At 47.0% G+C, this 25,621-nt stretch carries 2 protein-coding genes; both read left to right on the top strand.

The genetic code is table 11. From position 1 onward, the window contains the following. The first annotated feature begins 72 nt into the window (after positions 1 to 72). Positions 73 to 23,658 (top strand): leukotoxin LktA family filamentous adhesin, encoded by a 23,586-nt coding sequence (locus tag ACFOEK_RS20220; RefSeq protein ID WP_386723301.1) that lies wholly within the window; start codon positions 73 to 75, stop codon positions 23,656 to 23,658. Next, a complete protein-coding gene (locus ACFOEK_RS20215; RefSeq protein ID WP_386723300.1) occupies positions 23,659 to 25,323 on the top strand; it encodes a ShlB/FhaC/HecB family hemolysin secretion/activation protein in 1,665 nt (554 codons plus the stop codon). Positions 25,324 to 25,621 lie beyond the last annotated feature (298 nt).

Below are 25,621 nucleotides of genomic sequence, written 5' to 3'. Positions count from 1 at the left end.
TGCTTTTCCTATTCCAAGGCAGACGTTTTTTAAGCAAACCGACAACGACTTAATCAAAATCAGGGATTAACGATGAAGCCATTTCGCCGACAACTTTTGGCTAACGCAATCAGTCATGTTACTCGTAACGCTTACGGTAAATCTGATCATCAACGATTAAAGAAAACATTGGGAGGCTTGGTATCGCTCAGTGCAGTTGATGCGATGGCTGCAGATGTTCATAACATTACGCCCGATGCAGACTTTACGACGATAACCACCTCGGGATCATCCCACTTGGTGCAGAGCACAAAAACCTCTGGCTCTGTTTCAGTTAACGTCTTTGATGATTTTGTTGTTGGTTCGGGTAATACCGTTAACCTTGAAGTGCCTACGACGTCTGATCAGTTGGTTAATATTGTTCGTTCATCCAAACCTGAGATTCACGGGACTTTGAATAGCTATGTCGGCAGCTATCAAGGTAATTCGTCGGATCAGTTAGGTGGTGATGTTCTTTTTGCCAGTTCACACGGTTTCCTTGTCGGCCCAACCGGTATTGTGAATGTAGGCAAACTGACTGTTCGTACGCCAACCAGCTCTGAAATTTCTGGCCTGATTGATGGCTCGTCAGTTGATGCTTCTAAGTTAGCGGATCTAAGAGACGGAAGTATTTCTATTTCCGACTCCGGCTTGGTTCAAATTCAAGGCAAGATCAATGCCTCTGAAGGTGTTGAAGTCCAAGCCGATGCCATTGAGGTTAGTTCAACCGGTACCATCATTGTCGGTAACGCTTATCAAGGCGTTTATGGTGATTTGGCTGCAGTAAACACAGGTGATTTTTCTGCGGTTACGGATCTTAAAACGGATGGTGGTACCATCGTTTTATCGGCTTCGGAAGAGGATGATTCAAATAACAATGCCTACATTACCATTGATGGGGACTTGTTAGCGGACGGCGGGATTACCATTACCGCAGAAGAAGTAACTGTCGGCTCAACAGGGCTGTTGGATACTCGTGATGCTGATACTACTGCTGCCAGTGGAGATGTGACCATTACCGTTTCCGAATCTGAGTCTGTGTATTACGGCGAAGCGGAAGCAAATACCACGATCAGTATTTCTGGTGACGTTTATGCCAACGATGTAACGGCGACTGCAACCAGTAAAACGGTGAGCTCCTATTATGAAGACATTGGCGCAACCATAGGTTTGAAATCAGTCGCTCAGTTGGGCGGTGTGGATTTTAACTACATGGATGCCGATTCTGATGCAACGGTTGAAGTCCTTAGTGGTGCCTCGATTACGGCTTCAGGTAATGTGACTTTAACTACCGAATCGCACGCAATGACTGAAGCCATGGCCGTTGCTGCTTTGGGTGATGCGACTACCATCTCTATGGCGGGGATTTATAACCACAGTGCCGCCGATTCAACTACTAAAGTTCATGATGGCGCGTCTATTGATGCAGAAGGGGACTTGACCGTTTCTGCGCATAATGAAGCGTATGTATCCGCATCGGCCTTCGTGCTTAATGCCGAAAAAGCGAATAACGCGGTATTAGCGGGTGCCGTGGGTGAAGCAGATGTTAATGCCACGGCTATCGTCGAGACAGGTGCCACCATTGATGGTGACAATGTTGTTGTCGCTGCAGAAAACCAGGGCCGTTATTATGTTTCTGCAACCACCTATGGTTTGAAAGATACCCGCTACGGTATGGCTGTTGCGGTGGGCGATTTTGATACCAATGCTACGGCTGAGTTTGGCGCGGATTTGGGTGAAAGTGCCTCGGACGGTGATAAAGCTACTAATCTGGTGGTCGCGGCAATTGATCGTACCGTAGAGCAGCGTGTTCACTCTGGTGTAACCGTAGGTAGTAACCTAATCGCACGTACTTTGGGGTCTCAATTGATTTCGGGTCTGAGTGCAGTTCAAGGCGGTGTAACGTCGTTATTGAATCGTTACAACGCCAGTGGTGAATCCCCAGCATCTGTTGATTTTAAAGGCGGTTTGTCTTTCTCTCTAAACCTGTCTGATCATGAAGCTTACGCAACTATCGGAACGAATGTCGACGGTAAAACCGATGCGCCTAAAATCTACGCTACAGGCAATGTTGTTGTTGCAGCATCGACAGCATTAGGAACGGACAACGAAGCCGTTGCGAACGGTAGCGATTCCGGTGCTGTGGGTGGCGATCAAGGGGGTTATCGTACCAGTGCAGAAACCTCTGTTGTTGCCCCAAGTGAAAACACCAGTGGTGGTAACCAAACCCCTCGTTCAGAAACCTCTTTAGCTATCGCATTGAATCTTGCGGTGAATGAAAGCGATGCGGTGGCCGAGATTGGTGATTACGTTACCATTGAGGCGGAAAATGTGGGTGTATTGGCTGAACAAACGCTGCCGATTGTTTCTACCTATGACCGCTGGGAAAGTTTCAGTGATGCTGTCAGTAAATTTAATGGTGTCGGCGGCATTCAAAACAATATTCTAACGTCGTTCGCCAATGCCGGTGCGGCTGCAGACAAAGAAGCCTATGGTGGTTCTTTGAATGTAGTAGTAAACGACATGGATACCAAAGCCTGGATAGGTGATGGCGCTTATATCAAAACCACAGGCTCTGGTGCCTGGTCAGTAGATCATGAAGTTGAAGGCAACAGTAAAACGCCTGGGTTATTGAGCGACTTCAGCCCGTTTAAAGACATTGACTACTCTTTCAGCTTTGATGATTCGCTGGAAGTTCAAGCCTATAACCTTATCGAAAGCGCACACGTTGCCGGTAATATTGGCTCGCTTGGTTTGCTCCCCAACGGTAATGGTACCAATGAACAGGGTAAATCCGTCGGTGCCAGTATCAGTTTCATTCAGCAGACTGGCTCTGTGGTTGCAGGTGTCGGTGATGCAAGCTTGATCGCCGCAGGTGATATCAATATTACAGCTCAAACCGATGAACGCCATTTCTTGGTGACGCCATCTTCAGGCATGGGCAGTGGCTTTGGTTTCAATGGCGTTGCCGCCATCCTGAATTCTGAAACCCTGACTCACGCGTCACTAAGCAACGATGCTTATGTAAATACCGACGGTTTGAACGTACTTGCCCAACATGAGATGGGCAACTGGGCGGCATCCGGTGCAGTGAACTGGTCGGACGAAGAGTCCGTAGGCATTGCCATTGCGATTAACTTAACGCAGGGCGATACCAAAGCCTTCATCGGTGATAACGAAGACGAATACGACAAGGTCGACTTTAAATCAGATCACCTTCCATCACCGTCTGCACCAACAACACCTGCGCCTCAGGAAGCTTCTATTACCGCCCGGAATGTCACTGTACGCAGTAAAGCGTCTGGTACGAATGGCGCATTAGCCGTTGCTGGTGCGCTTACGACAGAACCATCAGACGAACCAGGTTTTGGTGACAAGTTTGAAAACTCCTGGAATGGTCTATCAAGCAAATTAGCGGCGAATTACACCGCGTCTTCTTCTGGTTCGAGCGATACCTCGGCCAGCGGTGCATCCAGCGCTGGAAGTAATGATGACAGCGATGACGATGATTCAAGCAGTGATAGCGTTGCTGAAGTAAATACGACGGATTGGTCTGCGGCTGGTAGCTTCAATGTTGCCTTCAGCAATATCGATGCAAAAGCGCTTATTGATGGTGCGACCATCAAAGCCCATACGGATACGGTTGATACTGATGAAGAAGTGAATGTCACGGTTCAATCGCTTGAAAAAATTGTTGCCATCAGTGCCTCTGGTTCTGCAGCCTTAACTCTTTCAGGTGGTCAATCTGCACCGAGCAGTAACACCGTTGCAGGTGCAATCGCTTATCAAATCAGCTACAACGATTCTTTAGCCTGGCTTCAGAATTCCACCATTGAAGAAGCCGGTGCTGTCAATGTTCAAGCGTTGCATGGGGGTGAACTAACCTCTATTGGTTTGGCACTGGCGGCCACCAAACAAGACGGAACAACGCTTAACAGCAATACTGCGGCATTGTCTGTTTCCGGTACTACGGTTAGAGACGGTACGTCAGCACGAATCGATAGCAGTTCGATCACTGGTAATGGCGATGGCTCAGATTCTTTGGATGTCTCTGCTTATAACAACACCGATATCGGTGCCGGTGGTGGTTCTTTGTATGCGGGTGGTAAACAAGGGTATGGCTTGGCCATTACCTTTGCAGACATCGACGATCCGGAAGATATGGAGGGGTATTTAAACCCGGATGATAACAATACTTTGAGTACGGGCTACGGAGAAGACGTTTATTCTGGTAAAGCTGTTGAAGCAGTAATCTCTGGTGACAGTAGTACTCGCAGTGATATTGAAGATATAGATGCCATTACCGTCAGTGGTGTAAGCCTGAATCGTATTGGTATTGGTGCTGCAGGTATTGGTGTGACTGATGCTGGTGGTGCGACTGATTTCTCAATCAGCTTCCTGGGCAGTTTTGCCATTGGTGAGATCAGTAGCGAAAACAACGCCATCATCAAAAAAACGGATATCGATGGTGTTGATACCCTATTAGTGAACGCCTCGGGTACTAAAAACGGTTCCCTGGATTCTGATCTTGATGGTTTAGGTTCGAGCAGTCTCGACAGTGGCATTGATTTCTCTGGTGGCGATGTTATCGACAACACCGAAGTTCATACCACGGATGACGGCACCGGCGCTACTTACGGTTATTCCAGTGAAGGTGAGCGTATCATCGCCGTTGCAGGTGTTGTGCAGGTGGGCAAGAAAAACCTTGGAATGTCTTACGCCCATGCCAAAGTTCAAACTGAGAAGAAAGCTCAAATCGTTGACGCCAATATCAACAGCACAACCAATCCAACCGACAGCTCAGTGACCGTTAATGCTCGCAGTGAAGCCTTGCTTTATTCCGTAGCGATTGGTGTCAGTGTTAGTACCGGCAGTTTGTCGGGTATCGGTTCGGTTGCCGTTAATGAATTGGATAATAAAGTTACTGCGCTAATTGGTGATTGGGGTGCTGGCTCTAAATCTGGTTCAGTGACGTCTGACAGTGTTGCGGTACTGGCAGAAAATGAAATGGACATGATTAACGTGTCTGGTGCTGTGGCGGTTGCTACGGGTGGTTCAGAAGGTTCTGCTAATGCCGGTGGCCTTGCGGTAGCACTTAACCTGGTGGGAACGGCCGAACATTCCACAACAGCACGTATCGCAAATACTGATTTGTCTTCGGATGGCGATGTCACGGTTAAAGCCGGTAGTGGTTTATCGAACGATCACAATTTATTAGTGGGTAATGCCATTGCCGTAGGTGCCTCTACGGGGAATACCGGATTGGCATTTGCCGGTGCCATTGGCGTCAATAATGTGGATCAATCCATTGATGCGGGCATTAAAAATGTAGGTACGGTAGACAGCGCTACGGCAACTTCAGGCAGTGGTGATATCACTGTGATGGGGTGGGATTACACCGACAGCGTTGCAACGGCTTGGATGGGCACTTTGTCTACGAATGGTTCCGGCGGTGGTATTGCCACGGCAACTAACCGCGTGGATTCTGATGTAACGGCTGAAGTTTTAGGTGATGACTCAACCCGTGGCAGCACCACCATCAATGCCAATGATGTTGTAGTTGATGCGGCTCGTGATAATTGGCTACTGACTATCAATGCCGGTATTGCGGCATCTAAGCAAGTGGGTATTGCTGGTTCTGTAGGAACGGGTGTTGTAGACGGTAATGTTACGGCCCGTATCTCTGATGATGCGACAGTAAATGCTTATAACAATATTCTGGTGAATGCAGACGCCAAAACAGTCAATGAAGTGGGTGGTGGTTCAATTGGTGTAGGCCTGGATGCTGGTGCAGGTGCCATCGCAATTTCTACTTCTTTGGAGTACGGCGAGACGATTGCCTACATTGATGACTCAACCGTTTCTGCGCTTGGTAAAGGTTCTCAGATGTCTGTGGATTCAGGCGATTTGAGTAACTATGGCGACTTGCCGGATCTTTCTACCTCGGGTCAAAGCGAAGACGATGGTGATGATAGTAATGCCGATTCCGTGAGCATGGACGATCTAACCACCGGGTTTGACTTGCTTGATATCGCCAAAACTTCAGAGAAGGTTGATGGCTTGGCGGTGAATGCAACCAGCCGTTCCAAGATGTTGGCGATTACAGTAGGTGGTTCAGGTGGTAAATACGGTGCGGTTACTGCCAACGTTGCAACCAACGTTACCTTCAATGACACCAAAGCCTATATCCAGAACGCCACCATCAATAGTGGTGTTTCGGGTGAAAACGGTGCCGATGTTCTGGTTCGAGCAAACTCTCATGAAGCTGGATTAGCCATTTCAGCGGGTGTTGCTTTGTCTGGCGGTGGTGAAAGTGGTAATGCGGGTATCGGTGGTTTCTCTACCAACAGTCAAAAACGTGGTGCTTACGCAACCATTGAAGATTCTACTGTTAATGCCAACGAAGTGACCATTGATTCCAACAGTTCTAAAGTGGCTCAAGCGGTTTCAGCGGGTGTGGCTGCCGGTTTAGGTGCTACCAGTGGTATTGGTGGTGCTGCTTCGGTAGTCATTACTGAACAATTTGGTACCACGCGTTCTTGGTTACGTGGTGGTACTGTGACGGCTGACGACCTAGTGGTTGTTTCTGATCGCCGTCAAGAAGCAAATGTAGCAGCGGGTGCTGCGGGTATCGGTACGACTGTGGGTATTGGTGCCGGTATTGCGGTCAATATCATTGGCGGTAACAGTCAGGCGTTGATAGGTAATGACCTGTCTGACAATAGTGATACGGACGACACACTCGTTTATGTGGATGACGTAACCGTAGATGCAGATCGTGTGTCCAGCGCTAAAAGCTATGCCTTTGGTGCCGGTCTATCGGCTGGTTACGGCATTGCGGCCATGATCAATACTACGGAATTCCGTGGTGAAACACGTGCAGCGATTCACGGCAGATTAGATAACTCAGATCTTACTACCGACATCCGTAACAAAGACGGTTCTTCTGCTGCGTCAAATGTCATTGTTGATGCGCAAGAAATCATTGGTGGAGAGCAGTGGGCTACCGGTATCGGTGCCGGTGCTTCAGTGGGTGTTGGTGCCGTTGCCAACGTTGCATTGGGTAGAAGTCAGGTCTACGCCGAAGTGGTTGGTTCAGACGTTAAAGCGGATCTTTTAGACGTTGATGCTGCGGCGCAACGCGAAGCAGAACTAATCAGTGTGGCTGGTGCGGCAAGTACCAACGCAGGCATTGCGGTGAGTATCGGCGTGGCTATGTTCGGTCAGGGTGATAGTACTGCTGATGATGGTACCAATGCTGAAGACGAATTCGATCCATCACGTTCAGAGGTGAACAACGTACTCGCTGAAGATACGGCAAGCTACAACTCTCATTTATCCGATGATGATATTGCTGCGATTGAAGCTGAATCTGGTACTACCATTGAACGTGGTGATACACCAACCACAACAACGACGACCGAATCGGGCGAGTCTCTGTCTATCTCGGGTGAAAGTGTTACTGCCGCGCGTATCTCTGGTGGTCTGATTGATGTCGATACCTTGGAAGTCGATGCCAAGACACTTCAACATACTTACCAAGGCCTTGGTGCTGCTCAAATTTCTTCTGTTGGTATTGCCGGTGTGATCGGTATTACTCGTTTGTACGATATGAACATTGCCACAGTGGATAGCAATGTCAGCGCAGATACTATGACTGTTGCTTCATCTGTAGCAGATGTGAGTGATGACGCTGCCGCTGGCGAAATGTTGTCCTTCATCGTAGGTTTAGGTGGGACTACGGTTGTTGTTAATTACAACGACGTGCGCAGTGAGCATCGTGTTGTTGCCGGGGTAACGTCTGCGAGCGGTTCTGATACCGGTGACCTGACGGTTAAGGCGATTGACTCTTCAGAATTGCGTATCGGTGATGTCGATTCAGGTACGCCAGATTCAGATACGGATGGTGCATTAAATCTGAATATTGGTGCGGCAGCGATTGGTGTCAGCATCGGTTATGTTGAGAAAAATGCAGATGTTGATGCCTGGTTGGGTGAAACAGGCAAGCTTGTTGATGGCTATGACAACATTACTGTCGATGCCCAGAGCTACGGAATGACCAAATCAACAGCCTTTGCGTTAGCGGGTGGTTTGTTAGCGGGTGTTCAGGGCGTTATCACTGAAGTTCATGACGACTCCAATGCTAATGCAACGGTCTATGGCACCATTGATGCGAGTGCTAATGGCACCGTAAACATTAATGCTCAGTCTACACCGGAAATGTATTCGAATTCTTATGGGGTTACTTTGGGCGGCGGCGCTTCTATGGGTGGCTCGTTTGCTTATACCATTACTGACACAGAAGCCAAGGCTGAGGTGGCTGATGGTGTGATCTTTACTGGTTCTGGTACTGTGATTGTCCGTTCACAAACGGGTAGTAGCGATAGTGACTATGTGACGGGAAGTGCCAATGCGTTTGCTGCTTCTGGTGGTTTATTAGCAGGGCTTGCCGGTAGTGAAGCACGTTCAACCAACAATGCACAATCCACTGCACAAATCGGTGATGGTGTATGGATTCCTGATGGCGATTTTGAGGTTTATGCTCGAAACACGGGTATTCAGATTGCTGATGCTGATGGGTATTTTGTTGGTTTGGTAGCGGGTGGTTATCAGACAGGCTTGGCTCAGTCTTTTACCTCTACGCGAGTACTGTTTGGTTCAGATCCTAATGCCACACTTGAAAGAACCGGTAGCTTTATTCTTGATGCCAGCAGCTACAACCAGAACCAAAGTTTCACAACTGCTGGTGGTGGCGGTTACTACGCAGGCAGTGCAGCTGAATCAGTTGTAGAAGCCGGGGACTATAATGACAGCAAATACGCGGCGGCTGTTGAGTTTGACGATTGGTCGTCTAATTATGCGGTGCTTCCAGTAGACGCAAGCACGGTACAAATTTCTGCAACCAACGAGACAGAATTCTTTGCAGCGGTTGATTCTACCGTTGTATCCGTTGTTGGTGGCTCTGGTGCTGAATCAGACGTTGAAATTGATAACAATGCCAAAGTTATCATGGGCGATAACGTTAGCTTTAGTGCTTACAACATCGATATTGATGCGCAAAATATTGCGTCTCAAATTCAATCACCTTTCTATAGCAGCTTTGAATCCAGTGTCTTTGGTGGTGCGGGTGGTGCGGCGAATGGCAGTGCGGCATTGTCTTATCAGAACATTAAACATCTAGCCGCTGAAGTTCATATCGGTTCGGGTTCAGTATTGAAGATTACTGATTTGGCATGGCTGGATACGACCTACGATCACATGATCGAAATCGACGCCAATACCGAGTTCTATGTTTACGACGAATCCAAATTGGAAGTGGGTGGTGCCTTGCAAGGTGCCGGTGCTGAATCCGATGTCGATGTAAACGCACGCAACAAAGTCTATATTGGCGACGATGCGAGTATTGAAAACTCGGTGGGTGAAATTGCCATTGGTACCTTCTCAAAAGGTAGTGCAAGGGCACAAGCAAATGTCAGTGTCTGGGCAGTGGCCGGTGTAGCTGGTGGTGTTTCTGATGTGTATGTTGATGTTGATAACCTGATTGATCTGGGTGAAGACGTTACGATCAATGCTTTTGGTGAGATTGGCATTTATGCCGGTCGTGGTTCGAACTACATCTCTGAAAATCAGCTGGTTTCCCAAGCCAATACCAATGTTTATAACTGGACAGTTGTTCCAATTCCTGCGGGTAACAAGGCAAAAGCAGATGTAGAGTTGGATAACACCATTATCTTTGGTGATGACTTCAATATCGGCAGTGACAGCCACATCAACATAGAAGCTAATGAAGGCTCTGTGTACGCTGATGGCGATGGGGTAGAGAAGAACCCGTACTTAGAACTCTTCAACAGTGAAACCACGTTTGGGTCCGGCGATACAGATACAAGTAATGTTCTAACATTTGAAGGCTCAGGTCAGGTAACGGCAGGACAATATGCCTATCAGTGGGTGAGCATTGATGAAGACGGTTCCATCAGCAGTCAATTATATCGTTATGCGACTGCTGCTCAGTTAAGTGATAAGTACTCTTCTCAACAAAGCTTGATAGATTACATTGCCGACTTACAGGCACTGGTTAATACGTTAGAAGCCTATGATGGTTCAGAGACAGTCACGGACGGTACTGAACTAAGTGATGGTGCAGATGAGGACTCTGCGGGCTCAAGTTCAGGTACAGAAACGACGACAACAACTTCGTCGGGCACTAATCCGTATCAAGATGAAATTGATGATTTAAAGACAGAAATCGTTGCATTGTCTGCGATTCTTGATGATCTTTCGTCTGAAGAAAATTTTGTTATAGAAGTAGCGGACATTCGGGCTTCCGCCGGTAATGTAAACCTCGTAGCGGATACCATCAATCTGGATGGTTCTTCCAATAATCGTCCGACCTTCACCGCTAAAGGTGATGCCTACATCAGTGTTGAAAACAAAACCGACAACCACTTGATGATTGATAATTTTGAGATCGTGAATCAATCCGGCGGTAACGTGTTTGTGACCGGTGGAGCAAGCCTGTCGGACACTTATATTGATGAACAAACCAGTAATAACTCTGGTGTCCATATTTCTCATGCACCGACCGGAACAAATTACCTAGATTCAGACGTTATCATCAACGGTGACATCACTAACTTGCTGTCGAGTGTGAACATTGATGTGGCTGAAGGGGACTTAATCCAACAAGCAACCATCGAAGCAAACGCCATCAATTTGAACGTTGAAAACGGCAGTTTGTTGTTGAATACCGATGGTGATCAAACTTATGGCAGAGACCCTGATGCTTTGGTGAACTTTACGGATAAGTGGAAGCCATCCAGTGCCATTAATTTTGTTCACTATTACATCAGTGATAAATACAACACCGCCATTGATGATACAGGAATAGATGCCTTCAATAACTGGTTCTATGGTCGAGCAATTCGCCATACGGGGGATCAGATTGATTACTACACCAATTCATCCAGCTGTAAGTCTTGTGATTATGGTTACGATGAGATGAACATCTATTTCAACTGGGGCTTTAGCGACAGTGAAGAATACACGGGTTCTGGTTACATTGACTTTGAGATGAAGACAGGTAGCGATTCTCGTGGTGGTCGGCATTGGAAGTTTCGTCCAGTCGATGATAAGACGGGTTCTCTTAAACAGACTGCATCATACAGCGATGTGAAGAGTGATTTGGGCACCACCGGTACGTCAATTATCGGTGAGAAAGTGGTTATCAATGCTGATCGCTTAGACATCAATAGTCATATTATTGTTGGCAGTGATAATTCTTACTCGGTGGACGTTGGATCTGACTTTGATTCTATAATTCAGCAGTACATTGAAGATGCAGGCCTGTCTTCAGGAGATACCATTAGTATTTCTCCGGGTGAAGTACTGACACTAACAGTAGATAATCCTGACTATTACAATAATCCGTTTGCTAGTTTTCAGGGCATTAGCCGAACCATCACCAAGACTTATGACTTAGATGTTTCAAAAATCTCAGGCTATACCGATATTGATCTCACTTACGATGTAGGTTCTGGCCAGTTGTATGTAGAGGATATTCCTGTGAGTGGTGGGGGATACGTTTCTATTACAGCGAAAATATCATCCACCGGTGAAGACGGTATGATTACCGTGAAAGATGGTCTTGGCCAAATTTCAATTAACAATGATTCGAACACGTCATTAGTGATCAATTCGTTGAGTGCGGGCGATGATGCGACCGGTGTGATTCGTATTACTGATCTCAACTACTCTGACGATGTATCTCAATGGTATGTCCATTCTCCTGGCAGCAAAATCAAGCAATACACTACCGATGCATGGGCTGTGAGCTATACCGATTCTGATTATGTTGGTAGTCATGGTGGTACTGGCACGACTTCGACCATGACTTACTCACCAGAAGCCGGACAACTCTATTACATCCGTGAAGGCGCAACCATTGAGCGTTCTTTTGATTCGCCTGATGATGGTTATTTTGCCAAGTATCCAAACACAGTAGGGGATTGGTACTACACCAAAGATTGGACTACAGAGACCAGTTACTTTACGTCTTGTGCTTCAGTGAGCTCAGTATGTACTAATGGTACAGCCACAAACTATCTGGTTCATGAGTATGACTATGACAGTTATTCAGGTTGGGGTACTACCTGGGGATTAAGTTATAACAAATACTATGGCAGCAGCATGACGGATACCGATCCGTATGTATATGTTGCCAAAAAACTTGATATGGATACTCATACCTATATCAAGGCTGATAATAATATTACTTTCAATTTTACTGGTCTTTCAGAAGGTAACATTGATCTGTCATCTAATGGCACCATTCAATTAACCGGTAATATTTATAACCCGAATGGTACGACGGATATTTATACGGGCAATAACTTCATCACTTCAACAGAAAGTTCGATCACTTCTGATATCTTGTCTATTGAAGCTAAGGGTGACATTGGTACGGAAACCGATGCACTGGCAATCAGCACCGACCAATTGTCGTTGGTCTCTAATAATGGTTCTTTGTACTTCAATGTCACTGGCACTGATGGTGATGTAGAAATTGGTGAGTTGTCTGCTAAATACGACATTGTTGGTGTCGTTGATAAGAGTATTAAAGCACTTAACAGCAGTACTTTGATCAGTGCCGACACGCTTGATTTAACCAGTAGCACTGGCAGTATCGGTTCGGTAGGTACGTTCGGAAATACTGCGACTTACGACTATGTAAACATCTCGACAACAGGGTTGGTTACGCTAAGTGCCGCTGGTGATATTGCGGTGAATCAAGCCAATGGTGACCTTGAGTTAAATACCATTACCTCGGCCGGTGATGTGGTTATTAAGTTGGGTAATGGTTCTCTAACCAATGGTATTAATCAGTTTGAGAAGACTGATGAAGAATTGGCGTATCAGGCGTCTGTTTGGGACTCTCTGCATCTTCAGGATGATAACGCGGGTGAAATTACCGTTAACGCTTATGAGAACCAATTTACCAACAAATACCATACCTATTGGTTGATCAAGCAGCGTTTGGACGATGATTCAGACGCAGGCTTCACTATCAGTGCAGATTTTATCGAAGCACTTAAAGTTCGTTATGGTGAAGATGATGAAGCCGCATTAACTGAGTTGGTGAAAGCGGATTATCAAGAACTTAAATCTTGGTTTGCTGATCAAATTGCTGAACCAGATACCTATGCAAATGAAGCTGACGCCATAGGTGTTGAACAGAAAGGTACGCTCTACGGCTACGACTACGCTGATCTATTAACCAGTAGTTACGATGATTCTTATCAGTTAAGCATTGATGAGAACTCAAGCTGGTATGCGGATATGGTGGACGGTGCTAGATGGTCTGATAGCCAGCTGGAAATCACCATTGCAGCGACCGAAGTTGAAAGTAACTCCACTGACCGCCCAGCGTTGAGTACGCGTGAATCAAACATCACGGCTTCTAATCTGGATTTGATCATCAGTGGTGGCATTGGTGAGAACCTGGATGATCTTGAAATCGTGGTGGCTTTGGATGGTTCTACATCACTTAGCGATGCTGAAAAAGCTGCGTTACTGGAAGCTGGCTCTGGTGACATTGAAACGATAACAAGCAACGATTCCATTACGCTTTATGTGAATCAGGTCGATCCAGTGAAATTTGATGTGTCAGGTATCGTGGACTTGTCTGCGACCAGTGACGTGTTTATTGAATCTGCATCAGATTTAACCATTGGTGAATTCACGACGACCAATGACAACATTCGAGTGAATGTGAATGGTCAGATTCAGGGCGAGGCGAATACCACCAATATTACGGCTAAGAACCTTGATTTGTTCAATAGTCAGGGCGATGTTGGCTCGCTTTCTAATAAGCTTGATATTCAGCTTAGTGGCCAGTTATTGGCTTCTGTTGCGAATGACATGTATCTATCACACACGGGTGGTGATCTGTACATTGATCAGGTCGCTGCGGGTGGCTTGTTGTACATTTACAACAACAATGACATTTATGGCAGTGCTTCTGACAGTTTCTTATCTGCGGGTACATTTAATCTTGATGTTAATGCCAATAACTTGGGAAGCACCTCTAACTACTTGAACTTGGTGGGTGGTGCTGACGGTGTAACACTGGATGCTTCCAATGCTTATCTAAACGTTTCAGGTACAACCACCTTTACCTTGGATCAAGCAGCAATTGATAACACCTTTAATGTGCTTTCAACGGGCGGTATTGATCTGGCAGGAAATGTTTCTGCAACGAACTTAATGTTTGATTTAGACGGTGCCTTTACGTCTTCTACTACGAACACATTAAGTGTGTCTAATCTTGCTGATATTGATGCATCGAGCATGGATATTCGCAGCACTACGATCAATGCAAAAGAAGCCGATCTATTGGCAGAAACTGGCGCGATGTCGGTAGGGGATATCACCATTTCGACGGGTGATTTAACCTTACTGGCAACGGGCGACTTGAACATCGACGGTACGATCAAGGTTCAGAACTCTGGCCTGCTTGCAGATGCTCAGTCCATCATCATGACCTCTGACAGTGCGATTCAATCAGCGGCAGATATCGACATGACGGCTGCCGATCACATGGCTCTTTACGCGTTGACGGCTAACTCTGGCACTATTGATTTGGCGGCAACCAACGCCTTCGACTCAAGTTTAGGTAGTATTACAGCCTCTGGTCTCTACGCAACAACCTTAGACTTGGATGCACAAACTGATATCGATGTAGCTCTGGTTGATATTGCTCAGTCCGCAACGTTGGATGCTGACACAGTAACCTTCAGCGGTCTGACTCAGGTTGATAATCAACTGACCGTTAACGCAAGCAGTGGTATCACTCAATCCTCGACGGTTGAAGCTGCGTCAGCAATGTTTGATGCTGGCAGTGGTACCTATCTTGTAGATGGTGATTTAACGGTTTCTGGCAACATGAGTTTACTTGGTGCTTCTTTGATGGATGTGAAGGCGGGTACTTCGATCCAGGCCGCAAATGCGACGTTTGCTACCGATGCTTATCAAGCCGATGCTTCATCGACGCTCTCTGTTACTAATACTCTAGATATTTCGTCAGCGGTTGGTGATGTTGATCTTGGAAGAACGACAGCGGGCACGCTGAATGTAAACAGTGCTCAAGATGTGTCTTTCTCTTCACAAGTCATTGCCGGTGATGACAGCTCAGATGCAGGTGATACCTTCAATATCACAGCGGTAGGCGATGTTAACGTTAACGATGCCGTGACGCATGTTGCGTATGACAACCTGAATATCACCGCAGCCGGCTTGACTATGGTTGCAGGCAGCCAGTTCAGCGTAGATGACAATCTGGATCTCAAGACTTCATTGGATCAGCAGTTGGCCGCACTAGTTGTGGGTGGTCAATTCACCACTGAGTCGGCAGACATCAGTTTCATTGATGATGTAAGTGTTAGTGATTTGGTATCTGTAACGGCTGATGCCGTTTCCTTAGCCAATGCCAAGACCATTTCTTCTGGCAGCACCTTCACTTTGGATGCAGCAAGCTTCGAAATGGCGGATCAATCCAGTTTGGATGTGGAAGACGCTATTTCACTATCGACCGATGGTGCATTAACCATTGAGGCTATTGATGCGGAAAGCTCCATCTCTGCTAATTCCGGTGCTGAATTAACGATTAATGGAGTAGTGGATTCCGAAAGTTTCATCGACTTCAACAGTGTTGCCTCTACGACCATCAATGGTTCTGTGAATGCGGCGGGTGATGTGGACATCGACTCCACCACCAATACCGAAATCAACGGCACGGTTAATTCTGACGCCAACCTCACCATCAATGCCAAGACCGGCTTGGTATCTAACGCGGCCTTGTCTTCCACTGAAGCCATGGTATTGAGCGCAGCGAACGGTGTGGTTACGACTAACAGCACTTTGACATCGAACGGCTTGTTGAGTGTTACAGCTCAGTCTGACATCGAACTGAATGACGAAGTGACGGTGGCCGGTACAACGATCTTAGATGGCGACAACATCACCATCAACGATGTGCTGAACAGCACGGGTGTTACGCAATTGTTGGCGGACGCCGATGTTGAAATCAACGCGAATGTTGAAACTGCGGATGACCTAACCATTGCCAACGGCAACGACCTGTCCATCAACGGCAACGTGACCGTGGCAGGGTTGTTGGATATCGACACCACCAACGCAGTTGTGGTGACTGACGGTCAGTTGATCAAAGTCGGTAACACGACCAACCTGGATGCCACGACCTTGGCGATGGCGTCTAACTCAACGCTCGAGTCTCAAGGTGCCATCGTACTGAATACGTCTGACGACATGACGTTGTTCAATATCGATGCAGCTAACACTCTAACGGCCAACGCTGGTAACAGTTTGGTTGTGAACGGTGTAGTGGATTCCGAACGCTTCATCGATTTCGACAGTGTTGCATCTACGACCGTGAATGGTTCGGTGGATGCGGCGGGCGATGTGGACATCGACTCCACCACCAATACCGAAATCAACGGCACGGTTAATTCTGACGCCAACCTCACCATCAATGCCAAGACCGGCTTGGTATCTAACGCGGCCTTGTCTTCCACTGAAGCGATGGTATTGAGCGCAGCGAATGGTGCGGTTACAGCTAACAGCACTTTGACATCGAACGGTTTGTTGAACATTGCTACTCTGAACGACATCGAATTGAATGACGATGTGATGGTCGCAGGTACAACGACGCTTGAGTCGGACAGCAACATCACCATCAACGACGTGCTGAATAGCACAGGTGCTACGCAACTGTTGGCGGACAACGATGTTGCAATCAATGCCGATGTTGAAACTGCGGATGACCTAACCATTGCCAACGGCAACGACCTAACAGTGAACGGCAACGTGACCGTGGCAGGTCTGCTGGACATCGATACCACTAACGCGATCGTGGTAACTGACGGTCAGTTGATCAAAGTCGGTAACACGACCAACTTGGATGCCACTACCTTGGCGATGGCGTCTAACTCGACGCTTGAGTCGCAAGGTGCCATCGTACTGAACACGTCTGATGACATGACACTGTTTAATGTGGACGGTGAAAACAGTCTAACGGCCAACGCTGGTAACAACCTGGTTGTGAACGGTGTAGTGGATTCCGAACGCTTCATCGACTTTGACAGCGTTGCCTCTACGACCATCAATGGTTCTGTGGATGCGGCGGGTGATGTCGATATTGACTCAACCTCCAATACCGAAATCAACGGCACGGTTAATTCTGACGCCAACCTTACCATCAATGCCAAGACTGGCTTGGTATCTAACGCGGCCTTGTCTTCCACTGAAGCCATGGTGTTGAGCGCAGCTAACGGTGCGGTTACAGCTAACAGCACTTTGACATCGAACGGTTTGTTGAACATTGCTGCTCTGAACGACATCGACTTGAATGACGATGTGATGGTCGCAGGTACAACGACGCTTGAGTCGGACAGCAACATCACCATCAACGACGTGCTGAATAGCACAGGTGCTACGCAACTGTTGGCGGACAACGATGTTGCAATCAACGCCGATGTTGAAACTGCGGATGACCTAACCATTGCCAACGGCAACGATCTGACCATCAATGGTAACGTGACTGTGGCAGGGTTGTTGGATATCGACACCACCAACGCAGTTGTGGTGACTGATGATCAGTTGATCAAAGTCGGTAACACGACCAACCTGGATGCCACTACCTTGGCGATGGCGTCTAACTCGACGCTTGAGTCGCAAGGTGCGATCGTACTGAACACGTCTGATGACATGACACTGTTTAATGTGGACGGTGAAAACAGCCTAACGGCTAACGCTGGCAACAACTTGGTTGTGAACGGTGTAGTGGATTCCGAAAGCTTCATTGACTTCGATAGCGTTGCCTCTACGACCATCAATGGTTCTGTGGATGCGGCGGGCGATGTGGACATCGACTCAACCACCAACACAGAAATCAATGGCACGGTGAATTCTGACGCCAACCTCACCATCAATGCGAAGACTGGCTTGGTCTCTAACGCGGCCTTGTCTTCCACTGAAGACATGGTGTTGAGCGCAGCGAACGGTGCGATTACGACTAATAGCACTTTGACATCGAACGGCTTGTTGAACGTTGCTGCTCTGAACGACATCGTATTGAACGACGATGTTAACGTAGCTGGCACTACCACATTGAACGGTGACAACATTCTGATCCGTTCTAGAGTGAATAGCCTTGGTACGACTCAGCTTGTATCTGATAACGATATAGCGATTAATTTCGATGTAAATGTTGGTGATGATCAGAATGAATCTGATCTAATCATTACATCAGGTTCTGATTTTACTTCGGAGTCACTGGTCGATGTGTCTGGTGATGTAGTTATTAATGCAGTTGGTGAAGTTAGTTTAGATTGGAGTTTCTTAGGCACTTTATTAATTCCTGCAATTGAGAATGACCAGCTAATTCCTGGTAATTTGTCCTATGACCCAACACATTACGTTGGCAGATTAGCCGCTGAAGGTAACGTCTCTATTTCAGCCAACAGTGTTGATATGGGTGACTACACCTATATCAATGCAGGTGAGGATTTAACGGTCACAACTACAAATAGCCAATTCCTGGCAACGTTGAATGTTGGAAATACTCTAATCAGTGATGCTGGTAACTTAACGCTGAATGAAGAAGTGTCGGTCGCAGGTACAACGAAGCTTGAGTCGGACAGCAACATCACCATCAACGACATGTTGAACAGCACAGGTTCTACACAGGTAATCGCGGACAACGACGTTGTAATCAACGCCGATCTTGAAACTGCGGATGATCTAGTCATTGCTAACGGCAACGACCTGACAGTGAACGGAAACGTGACTGTGGAGGGTCTGCTGGACATCGACACCACCAACGCGGTTGTAGTAACTGACGGTCAGTTGATCAAAGTCGGTAACACTACCAACCTGGATGCCACTACCTTGGCGATGGCGTCTAACTCGACGCTTGAGTCGCAAGGTGCGATCGTACTGAACACGTCTGATGACATGACACTGTTTAATGTGGACGGTGAAAACAGCCTAACGGCTAACGCTGGCAACAACTTGGTTGTGAACGGTGTAGTGGATTCCGAAAGCTTCATCGACTTTGACAGCGTTGCGTCTGCGACCATCAATGGTTCTGTGGATGCGGCAGGTGATGTGGACATCGACTCCACCACTAATACTGAAATCAATGGCACGGTTAATTCTGACGCCAACCTTACCATCAATGCGAAGACTGGCTTGGTAGCAAACGCGGCCTTGTCTTCCATTGAAGCGATGGTGTTGAGCGCAGCGAACGGCGCGATCACATCTAACAGCATTTTGAATGCCGGTGAACTGCTGAATGTTACTGCTCAGTCTGATGTTGAAATCAATGGTGAAGTGACTGCCGAAGACTTTGAGTTAGAAACGGCTTCTGACTTGAATGTGAATAGCTTTGTAACCATCGCTAATGATCTTTCATTTAATGTGGCAGGCCATACCAGTACTACTGAAAGTCTCTTAACTCTAAGTGATCAGGAAGTCGGGGCTAACGGTGAGTCTGATTTCTACGGAAATATTAATGATCAATATTTTGCATACTCTCGCAATTTGATCTCAGCAGGGAATGATATTTCGATCTTCTCTGGCTCAGCTGAATTGTTGTCTGATATGCAGAGCGGTGGTGAGACCAATATCGAAACCACAGGTCTGTTGAGTGCCAAGTCTATTGAAGCAGTTGGTGCTATTTCTCTGATCTCCAATGATATCGTTGCGGTGAACGGCAGAGTGTCTTCCAATGCTGATGTGATCTTGCAGTCTGGCAATCACATGAGTGTTCAAGGTTGGGTGACCAGTGGGGCAGATATTCAACTGACTTCAGGTAATGACTTGCTTCTTGAAGCTGGGTTATCAGCGGAGCAAAGCATCTTGCTATCTGCTATGTCTGATCTGACCGCTTCTAAGCAAGCACATTATCAGGAGTCTTACGAAGGGTTTGAGACTACAGACTACATTGTCGATGCCAGCCTAAGTTTTGCTAATGAAGCTGTACTGAATGCGGGTGATAGTTTCGTCGCAACGGCAAATGCGATGGTAATTGATTCTGCAGTTACGGCTGGCGGGGATGTCACCCTAACATCCGTTGAAGATACTGAAATCCGAGATGTGAGCGCTGATTTAAATATCCTTGTCGATGCAGGATCGGACATCTTGGCAACCGGTGTTATTCAGGCTGGTAATGACATCACTTTCAACAGTGGTAGCAACTCTACTATTCAAGGTACTTTGGATGCGGGTAATGATGTTGCGATTGCAGCGGGTGACAATATCCTGATTAGCTACCAACCAGACTCTTCTGGTGCTGTAGAGTTGAGTGATGGTACTTCGGTTAATGTGGATATTCAGCAAGAGATGGATAGCCTAAACATCGTTGTTACTGATGCCGGTCTTTCCCTAACTCAAAGTTATGATCTGGATAACAGTGTTGTTGCTAGTCCAGACGGAACAACCATCACGAGCGGTAATGTATCCAATATTGATGCTGGCTCTGTGGTGACTACTGGTGATGTTGTCATTATCGGGTCGGTGGATCAAATCTCGACAGATTTGGATCTGTCAAACATCCAAGAGACAGTAAGTGCAGGCAATAACCTTTCACTGGCTTCTAACCAAAATATTACCTTGGATCAGAAGACTGTTGCTCAACATAGCTTGCAGGTTAATGCACAGGGCGATTTAGAGTTGAATGGCGCGCTAGTGTCTGGTACCGATACCGTTATCAATGCAAATGATATTGTGTTTAACGGTTTCGTTGATGCTGATTCAACGTTGACTGTCTCAGGCGATGAGATTCAAATCACAAGTGATAAGAGTCTGGTTGCTGATGGTGATCTGGGTATTACAGCAACGACGTTGAACATGGCTGATGCTTCTAACCTTGTCACTTTGGCGGATCTTTCAATCGCTACGGCAGAGTCCTCAGTTCTTGAAAATCTGTCGGCTTCGAGTGATATCACTGTGAATGCCGGTGATACATTGACCACCAACGGCGCAGTTGTGGCGTTAGGCAATGTGTCGCTCGACAGCAACTCAACCACCACCATCAATGGCATTGTGTCTTCGGGTGCCGACACCACAATGAATTCAATGGCGAACCTTGTTGTTAATGGTTCATTGAATTCCGATGCCAATATAAACATCACGTCTGCACAAGAGACAGAGATCAATGGTCTTATCTCAGCCGCAGCAGATGTTGTATTCAATAGTGGTATGGACATCGTCTTTAATGCCAATGTAAGCGCTGGTGATGATCTGCTTGCTACGGCAAACGACGACATTACCAACAATGCAACCTTGTCTTCTGGTGATGAGCTATCTCTGAATGCAGTAAGTGGTGCTTTGATTGTTAACGGCTCTTTGGTAGCCGGTGGCGATCTAACCTTGGATGTAGCTGAGACCTTTAGCATCACTGAAGGTAATCAAGTTGAGTCGCAAGCGTCTTTAAGCTTGTCTGCAACTCAAGTTGAGATGGCAGATAATGCGGTGATTTCTGCTGACGAAGATTTGTCGATTGCGACGACTCAAGATCAGATCTTGGCAACCATTGTTGTTGGCAATGATGCATCCTTCACCACAGACGGTAACGTTGATTTTAATGAAAACGTGAACATCGGCCACGATCTTGCTATCACCACTGCTGGCGATTCAGTGTTGAGTTCTGCTCAAATCATCACGGTGGGTAATGATGTTGCGATCTCTTCGAATGAATGGGAGATGGAGCCAGCGTCGCAATTGATCGCAGGTGGTGATGTCAGCATTGATACTGTTGCCAATATGACCATGGCTCAGTTAAGCGCGTCTGGTGATGTTGCTCTGAACAGCGGCGCGAATATCTACTTCAACGAAGATGTTGCAGTTGGCGGCTCGATGGACATTGCAGCAACCGAGAATGTGGTGCTAGCAAACGGCCAAACCATTGCAACGGAAGGTGCCTTGAAAGCACTGGCGCGACGTTTCGAAATGAACAGCTCTGATGCTGCTTCTGGAGACGCACAAGCTTCGGAAGGCTCTGGCGAAAGTTCAGTATCGGCTGGGACGAACCTTGAACTTGAAACTGCAGAAGACATGGAGCTTTACCTAGTGTCTTCAGGGGAAGAAATGCTTCTGAACAGTGGCGGCGACTTGGCTCTTAATGGTGACATTGATGTTGGCCAAGTATTGGATGCCTTTGCTGCAGAGCAGGCAACGCTTGCGGATGGTCGTGTTATTTCAACCGACGAAGCAATTCGTCTTGAAGTTGGCACTCTGGAAATGGGTGAGGGCTCAAGCCTGACTTCCCTTGGCGACGTATCCGTTATTGCAACTAACGATGTGGACATGGGCAAAGATGCTCAGTTGATTGCTGATGGTGCGGTATCGATTCTAACCAATGCTGCGTTGACTATGGGTCAAGATACTTTGATTCGTTCAGCGGATTCGGTATTTGTCGATGCTCAACAGGATGTAACTGTCTCAACCATCGAAAGTACATTGGACGGTGATGATGCGCTGATCATTACCACAGCCGGTGAGTTAATTGCTCGGGAAGATTCTGAACTTCACCTGAAAGCGACTCAACCGAATTCACGTACCTATCTGAATGCTGCGACAGGCATTGGTGATCCATTAGTGACCGAGTTGCCATGGGTAGAAGCGGTGACGGCAGATGGTGACGTTAACATTATTTCTAACTCTGACTTGTACGCTTCTTTGGTGTCAGCTGAGAACGGCAAGGTTACCTTAACGACTATCGGTGATTTGACGATCGAGCAGATCATCGGCGATGCCTGGATCTATGTGGACGGCTACTTGGCGGCTCAGGAAATGTCGTACACCCAGGGTACGTTGGTAGCACGCGACGGTGTTAGTGTGGATCAAGTGAACCTAAGCGGTGATGCAGAAATTTCTGTATTAGCTCCAAGCATTGATATGTCGGTGGTATTGACCGAAGGCGATGAAGCGACCTTCTCAATCATGGGCTACAACGGTGAAAGTGCTGAACTTCTGGATCTGGACGTAACTAATGCGGAGTTCACAACCATCGACACCATGCTGATTGATCAAGGTCGAATCTCTGTGAGCGGTGATCTTTCTGTTGAGAGAGGTCTGGTTAACGATGATCTAGACATCACCACCGAGAAGATGACGCTTGCGTTTGATAACAACGATCCTTCTGCACAAGACGTATCAGCTCAGATGATGACGCCGTACGGGGAGTTCTGGCTGAATACTGATGGCAATAAGCTATCTACCGATGCCATGGTGACGCGTTATCAGTTCCCAACCATCCTGACCTACAGTGGTGAAGGGAATGATGAGAACGAGCAAGAGAAGTTTGATCGCTTGAGTGTGGAACAACAGAAACAAGCCACCTCGCAACTTCAAGAAATCGAGCCTCGTATCGCTAAGTCGAACTGGTTTAATAGCCTGCTTAACTTTGTTGGTATTGAGACTGATACTGCAATCGGTGGCAGTGTGAATATTAATCCTGGTAAGGGGCCTGAGCAGAACCAAAATGCCAAGGACGAAGAAGAAATCAGCATTGATTTATTAAGCGATGCGGACACGGATCATCAGGAAAACGGGAAATCATAAGTGCAATTTGTTAAATCTAACCTACTGCCGCTGGCAGTAGGGACATTCATCTCGGCTGTTTCTTTTATTCCTGTAAGTTCGGTGGCGGCGGATTTGCCGAATGCGTTGCCACAAAGCATTGATCCCGGGGCGAGAGACAGAGAACTCCAGCGTCGTGAAGAGCGTTTAGAGCAGAAGCAGCGTCAGGATAATTCTCCGGTGATTGACGATGGCAGTGAATCTTCTGAAGAGGCAAGCTCAGATACCGCTGAAACCACCTTTAAGCTCAACAGCATTCGCTTCACTAAGTCTGAGTTATTAACGCGCGATGAGCTAACTGCCATTGTGAAACCTTGGCTGGGGAAAGACGTCAGCTTGTCTGATCTCAATAAAATCGTTGATCAGGTGAATAAGCTCTATCGTGCAAAAAGTATCTTCACTGCCACGGCCTTGCTTCCGAAGCAAGAAATCAAAGACGGTGTCGTGATTATCCGCATTGTCGAAGGCAAGTTAGGCAAAGTGGGTGTTGAAGGTAATGGGTATTTAAGTGAAGACTATGTTCAGTCTTGGTTGGAAGATCAAAAGAACAACACCAACATCGACATCAAGTTCCTTGAGAAAGACATTCAACGCTTTAACCGAGTTAATGATCAGCGTTTGGTGGCGGAACTAAGAGCCGGGGAAACCTTCGGTCTAACGGACATCGTGGTGAATGTTCAGGAACCGGAACGCAATACCTTCCAGCTGTTTGCCGATAACTACGGGTATGAAAGCTCTGGTGAGAATGAAGTCGGTTTCTACTACCAGCGTCAAAAGCTGTGGTTGGATGGTGATCGCTCGTTGTTTTATACCACTCGCACCAAAGGCGCATCGTCGTACAGTGTCTCTTACAACGCTCCGGTAAAGAACACCGGCTTGCGTTTGGGGATGAGCGGTTCGTACTCGGACACTGAGGTGGTCGAGGGGGATTTCGCGGATGTTGAAGTAAAAGGGGATTCCCAAGCTCTAAACTTTGATGCCAGCTGGCTGGCGTTTTCTAGCAGTAACTTCTGGCTAAATCTGGTTGCGACGGCAGGCCATACTTGGTCTGAAACGGAAGTAGAAGAAGTAGACCTAAGTAAATACAAGCTGGTACAAACTCAAGGTGGTGTTCAACTGACGTGGTTTGGCCCAAGTTGGCAGGTATCGGCAAGACAGACTATTGGTTTCTCTGAGAACCAAGATCAGCTGTTGGATAAGTCTCGTCAATTCATGCTGTTGAAAGGAAACCTAACCGCGATCAGCCGTCCATTACCAATCAACGTCTATGGTCTCTTTCAGTCGGACTGGCAGTTTGTGGATGAAGAAGGCCTTCCGGGGTCGGTATCCTATTCGTTAGGTGGTCCGGCATCTGTTCGCGCCTATGACCCTGGTTTTGTCAGTGGTGACGAAGGTTACTATATTGAATCGGAACTGCACTACGATGGCTTCACGTTGGCTCAAGGAACATTTGATACCTATTTATTCTACGATTGGGGGCAAGTGAAATCACTGAACCCAACCGAAACGTTAGCGGCGTTAGGTGCGGGCGTAGCGTGGCAAAGTCAGGGTTGGGCCTTTGACTTTACGGTAGCTCGAGCCATGAAAGAGGTTGTGCCAGGACAGGATGATTGGGCTTCCTTTGGTCGTGTGAGTGTGAGTTTCTAGTCTCATTCCTTATCAAAAATAGCCTCGCTTGTGAGGCTATTTTTTTGCCTTCGATTTGCCGCTCTAAAGGCGTGGTGTTGCTTTGACTAATACCCCTAAATCCCAAATGGTGATTAAAGATTAATCGGCTGAAAGTTAACGGTTTTTTCGTTTCTGGTCTTTTTTATGCTGATAAGTATCGCTGAATGGAATCTTGGCAAGCTCTTGATATAGATCAATTAATTTCGGCAACTCTTGCCGATAGAGCTTTCAAGACAAACATAAAGTCAAACAGAATTCAGCGCCGAAGGTAATCATC

Source organism: Litoribrevibacter euphylliae (genome assembly GCF_042646085.1).
GTDB lineage: Bacteria > Pseudomonadota > Gammaproteobacteria > Pseudomonadales > Litoribrevibacteraceae > Litoribrevibacter > Litoribrevibacter euphylliae.
This window is presented reverse-complemented; position numbering and strand designations above follow the sequence as displayed.

Coding starts and splice junctions, on each gene's coding strand:
- ACFOEK_RS20220 (WP_386723301.1), top strand. CDS start 73: ATGAAGCCATTTCGCCGACAACTTTTGGCTAACGCAATCAGTCATGTT.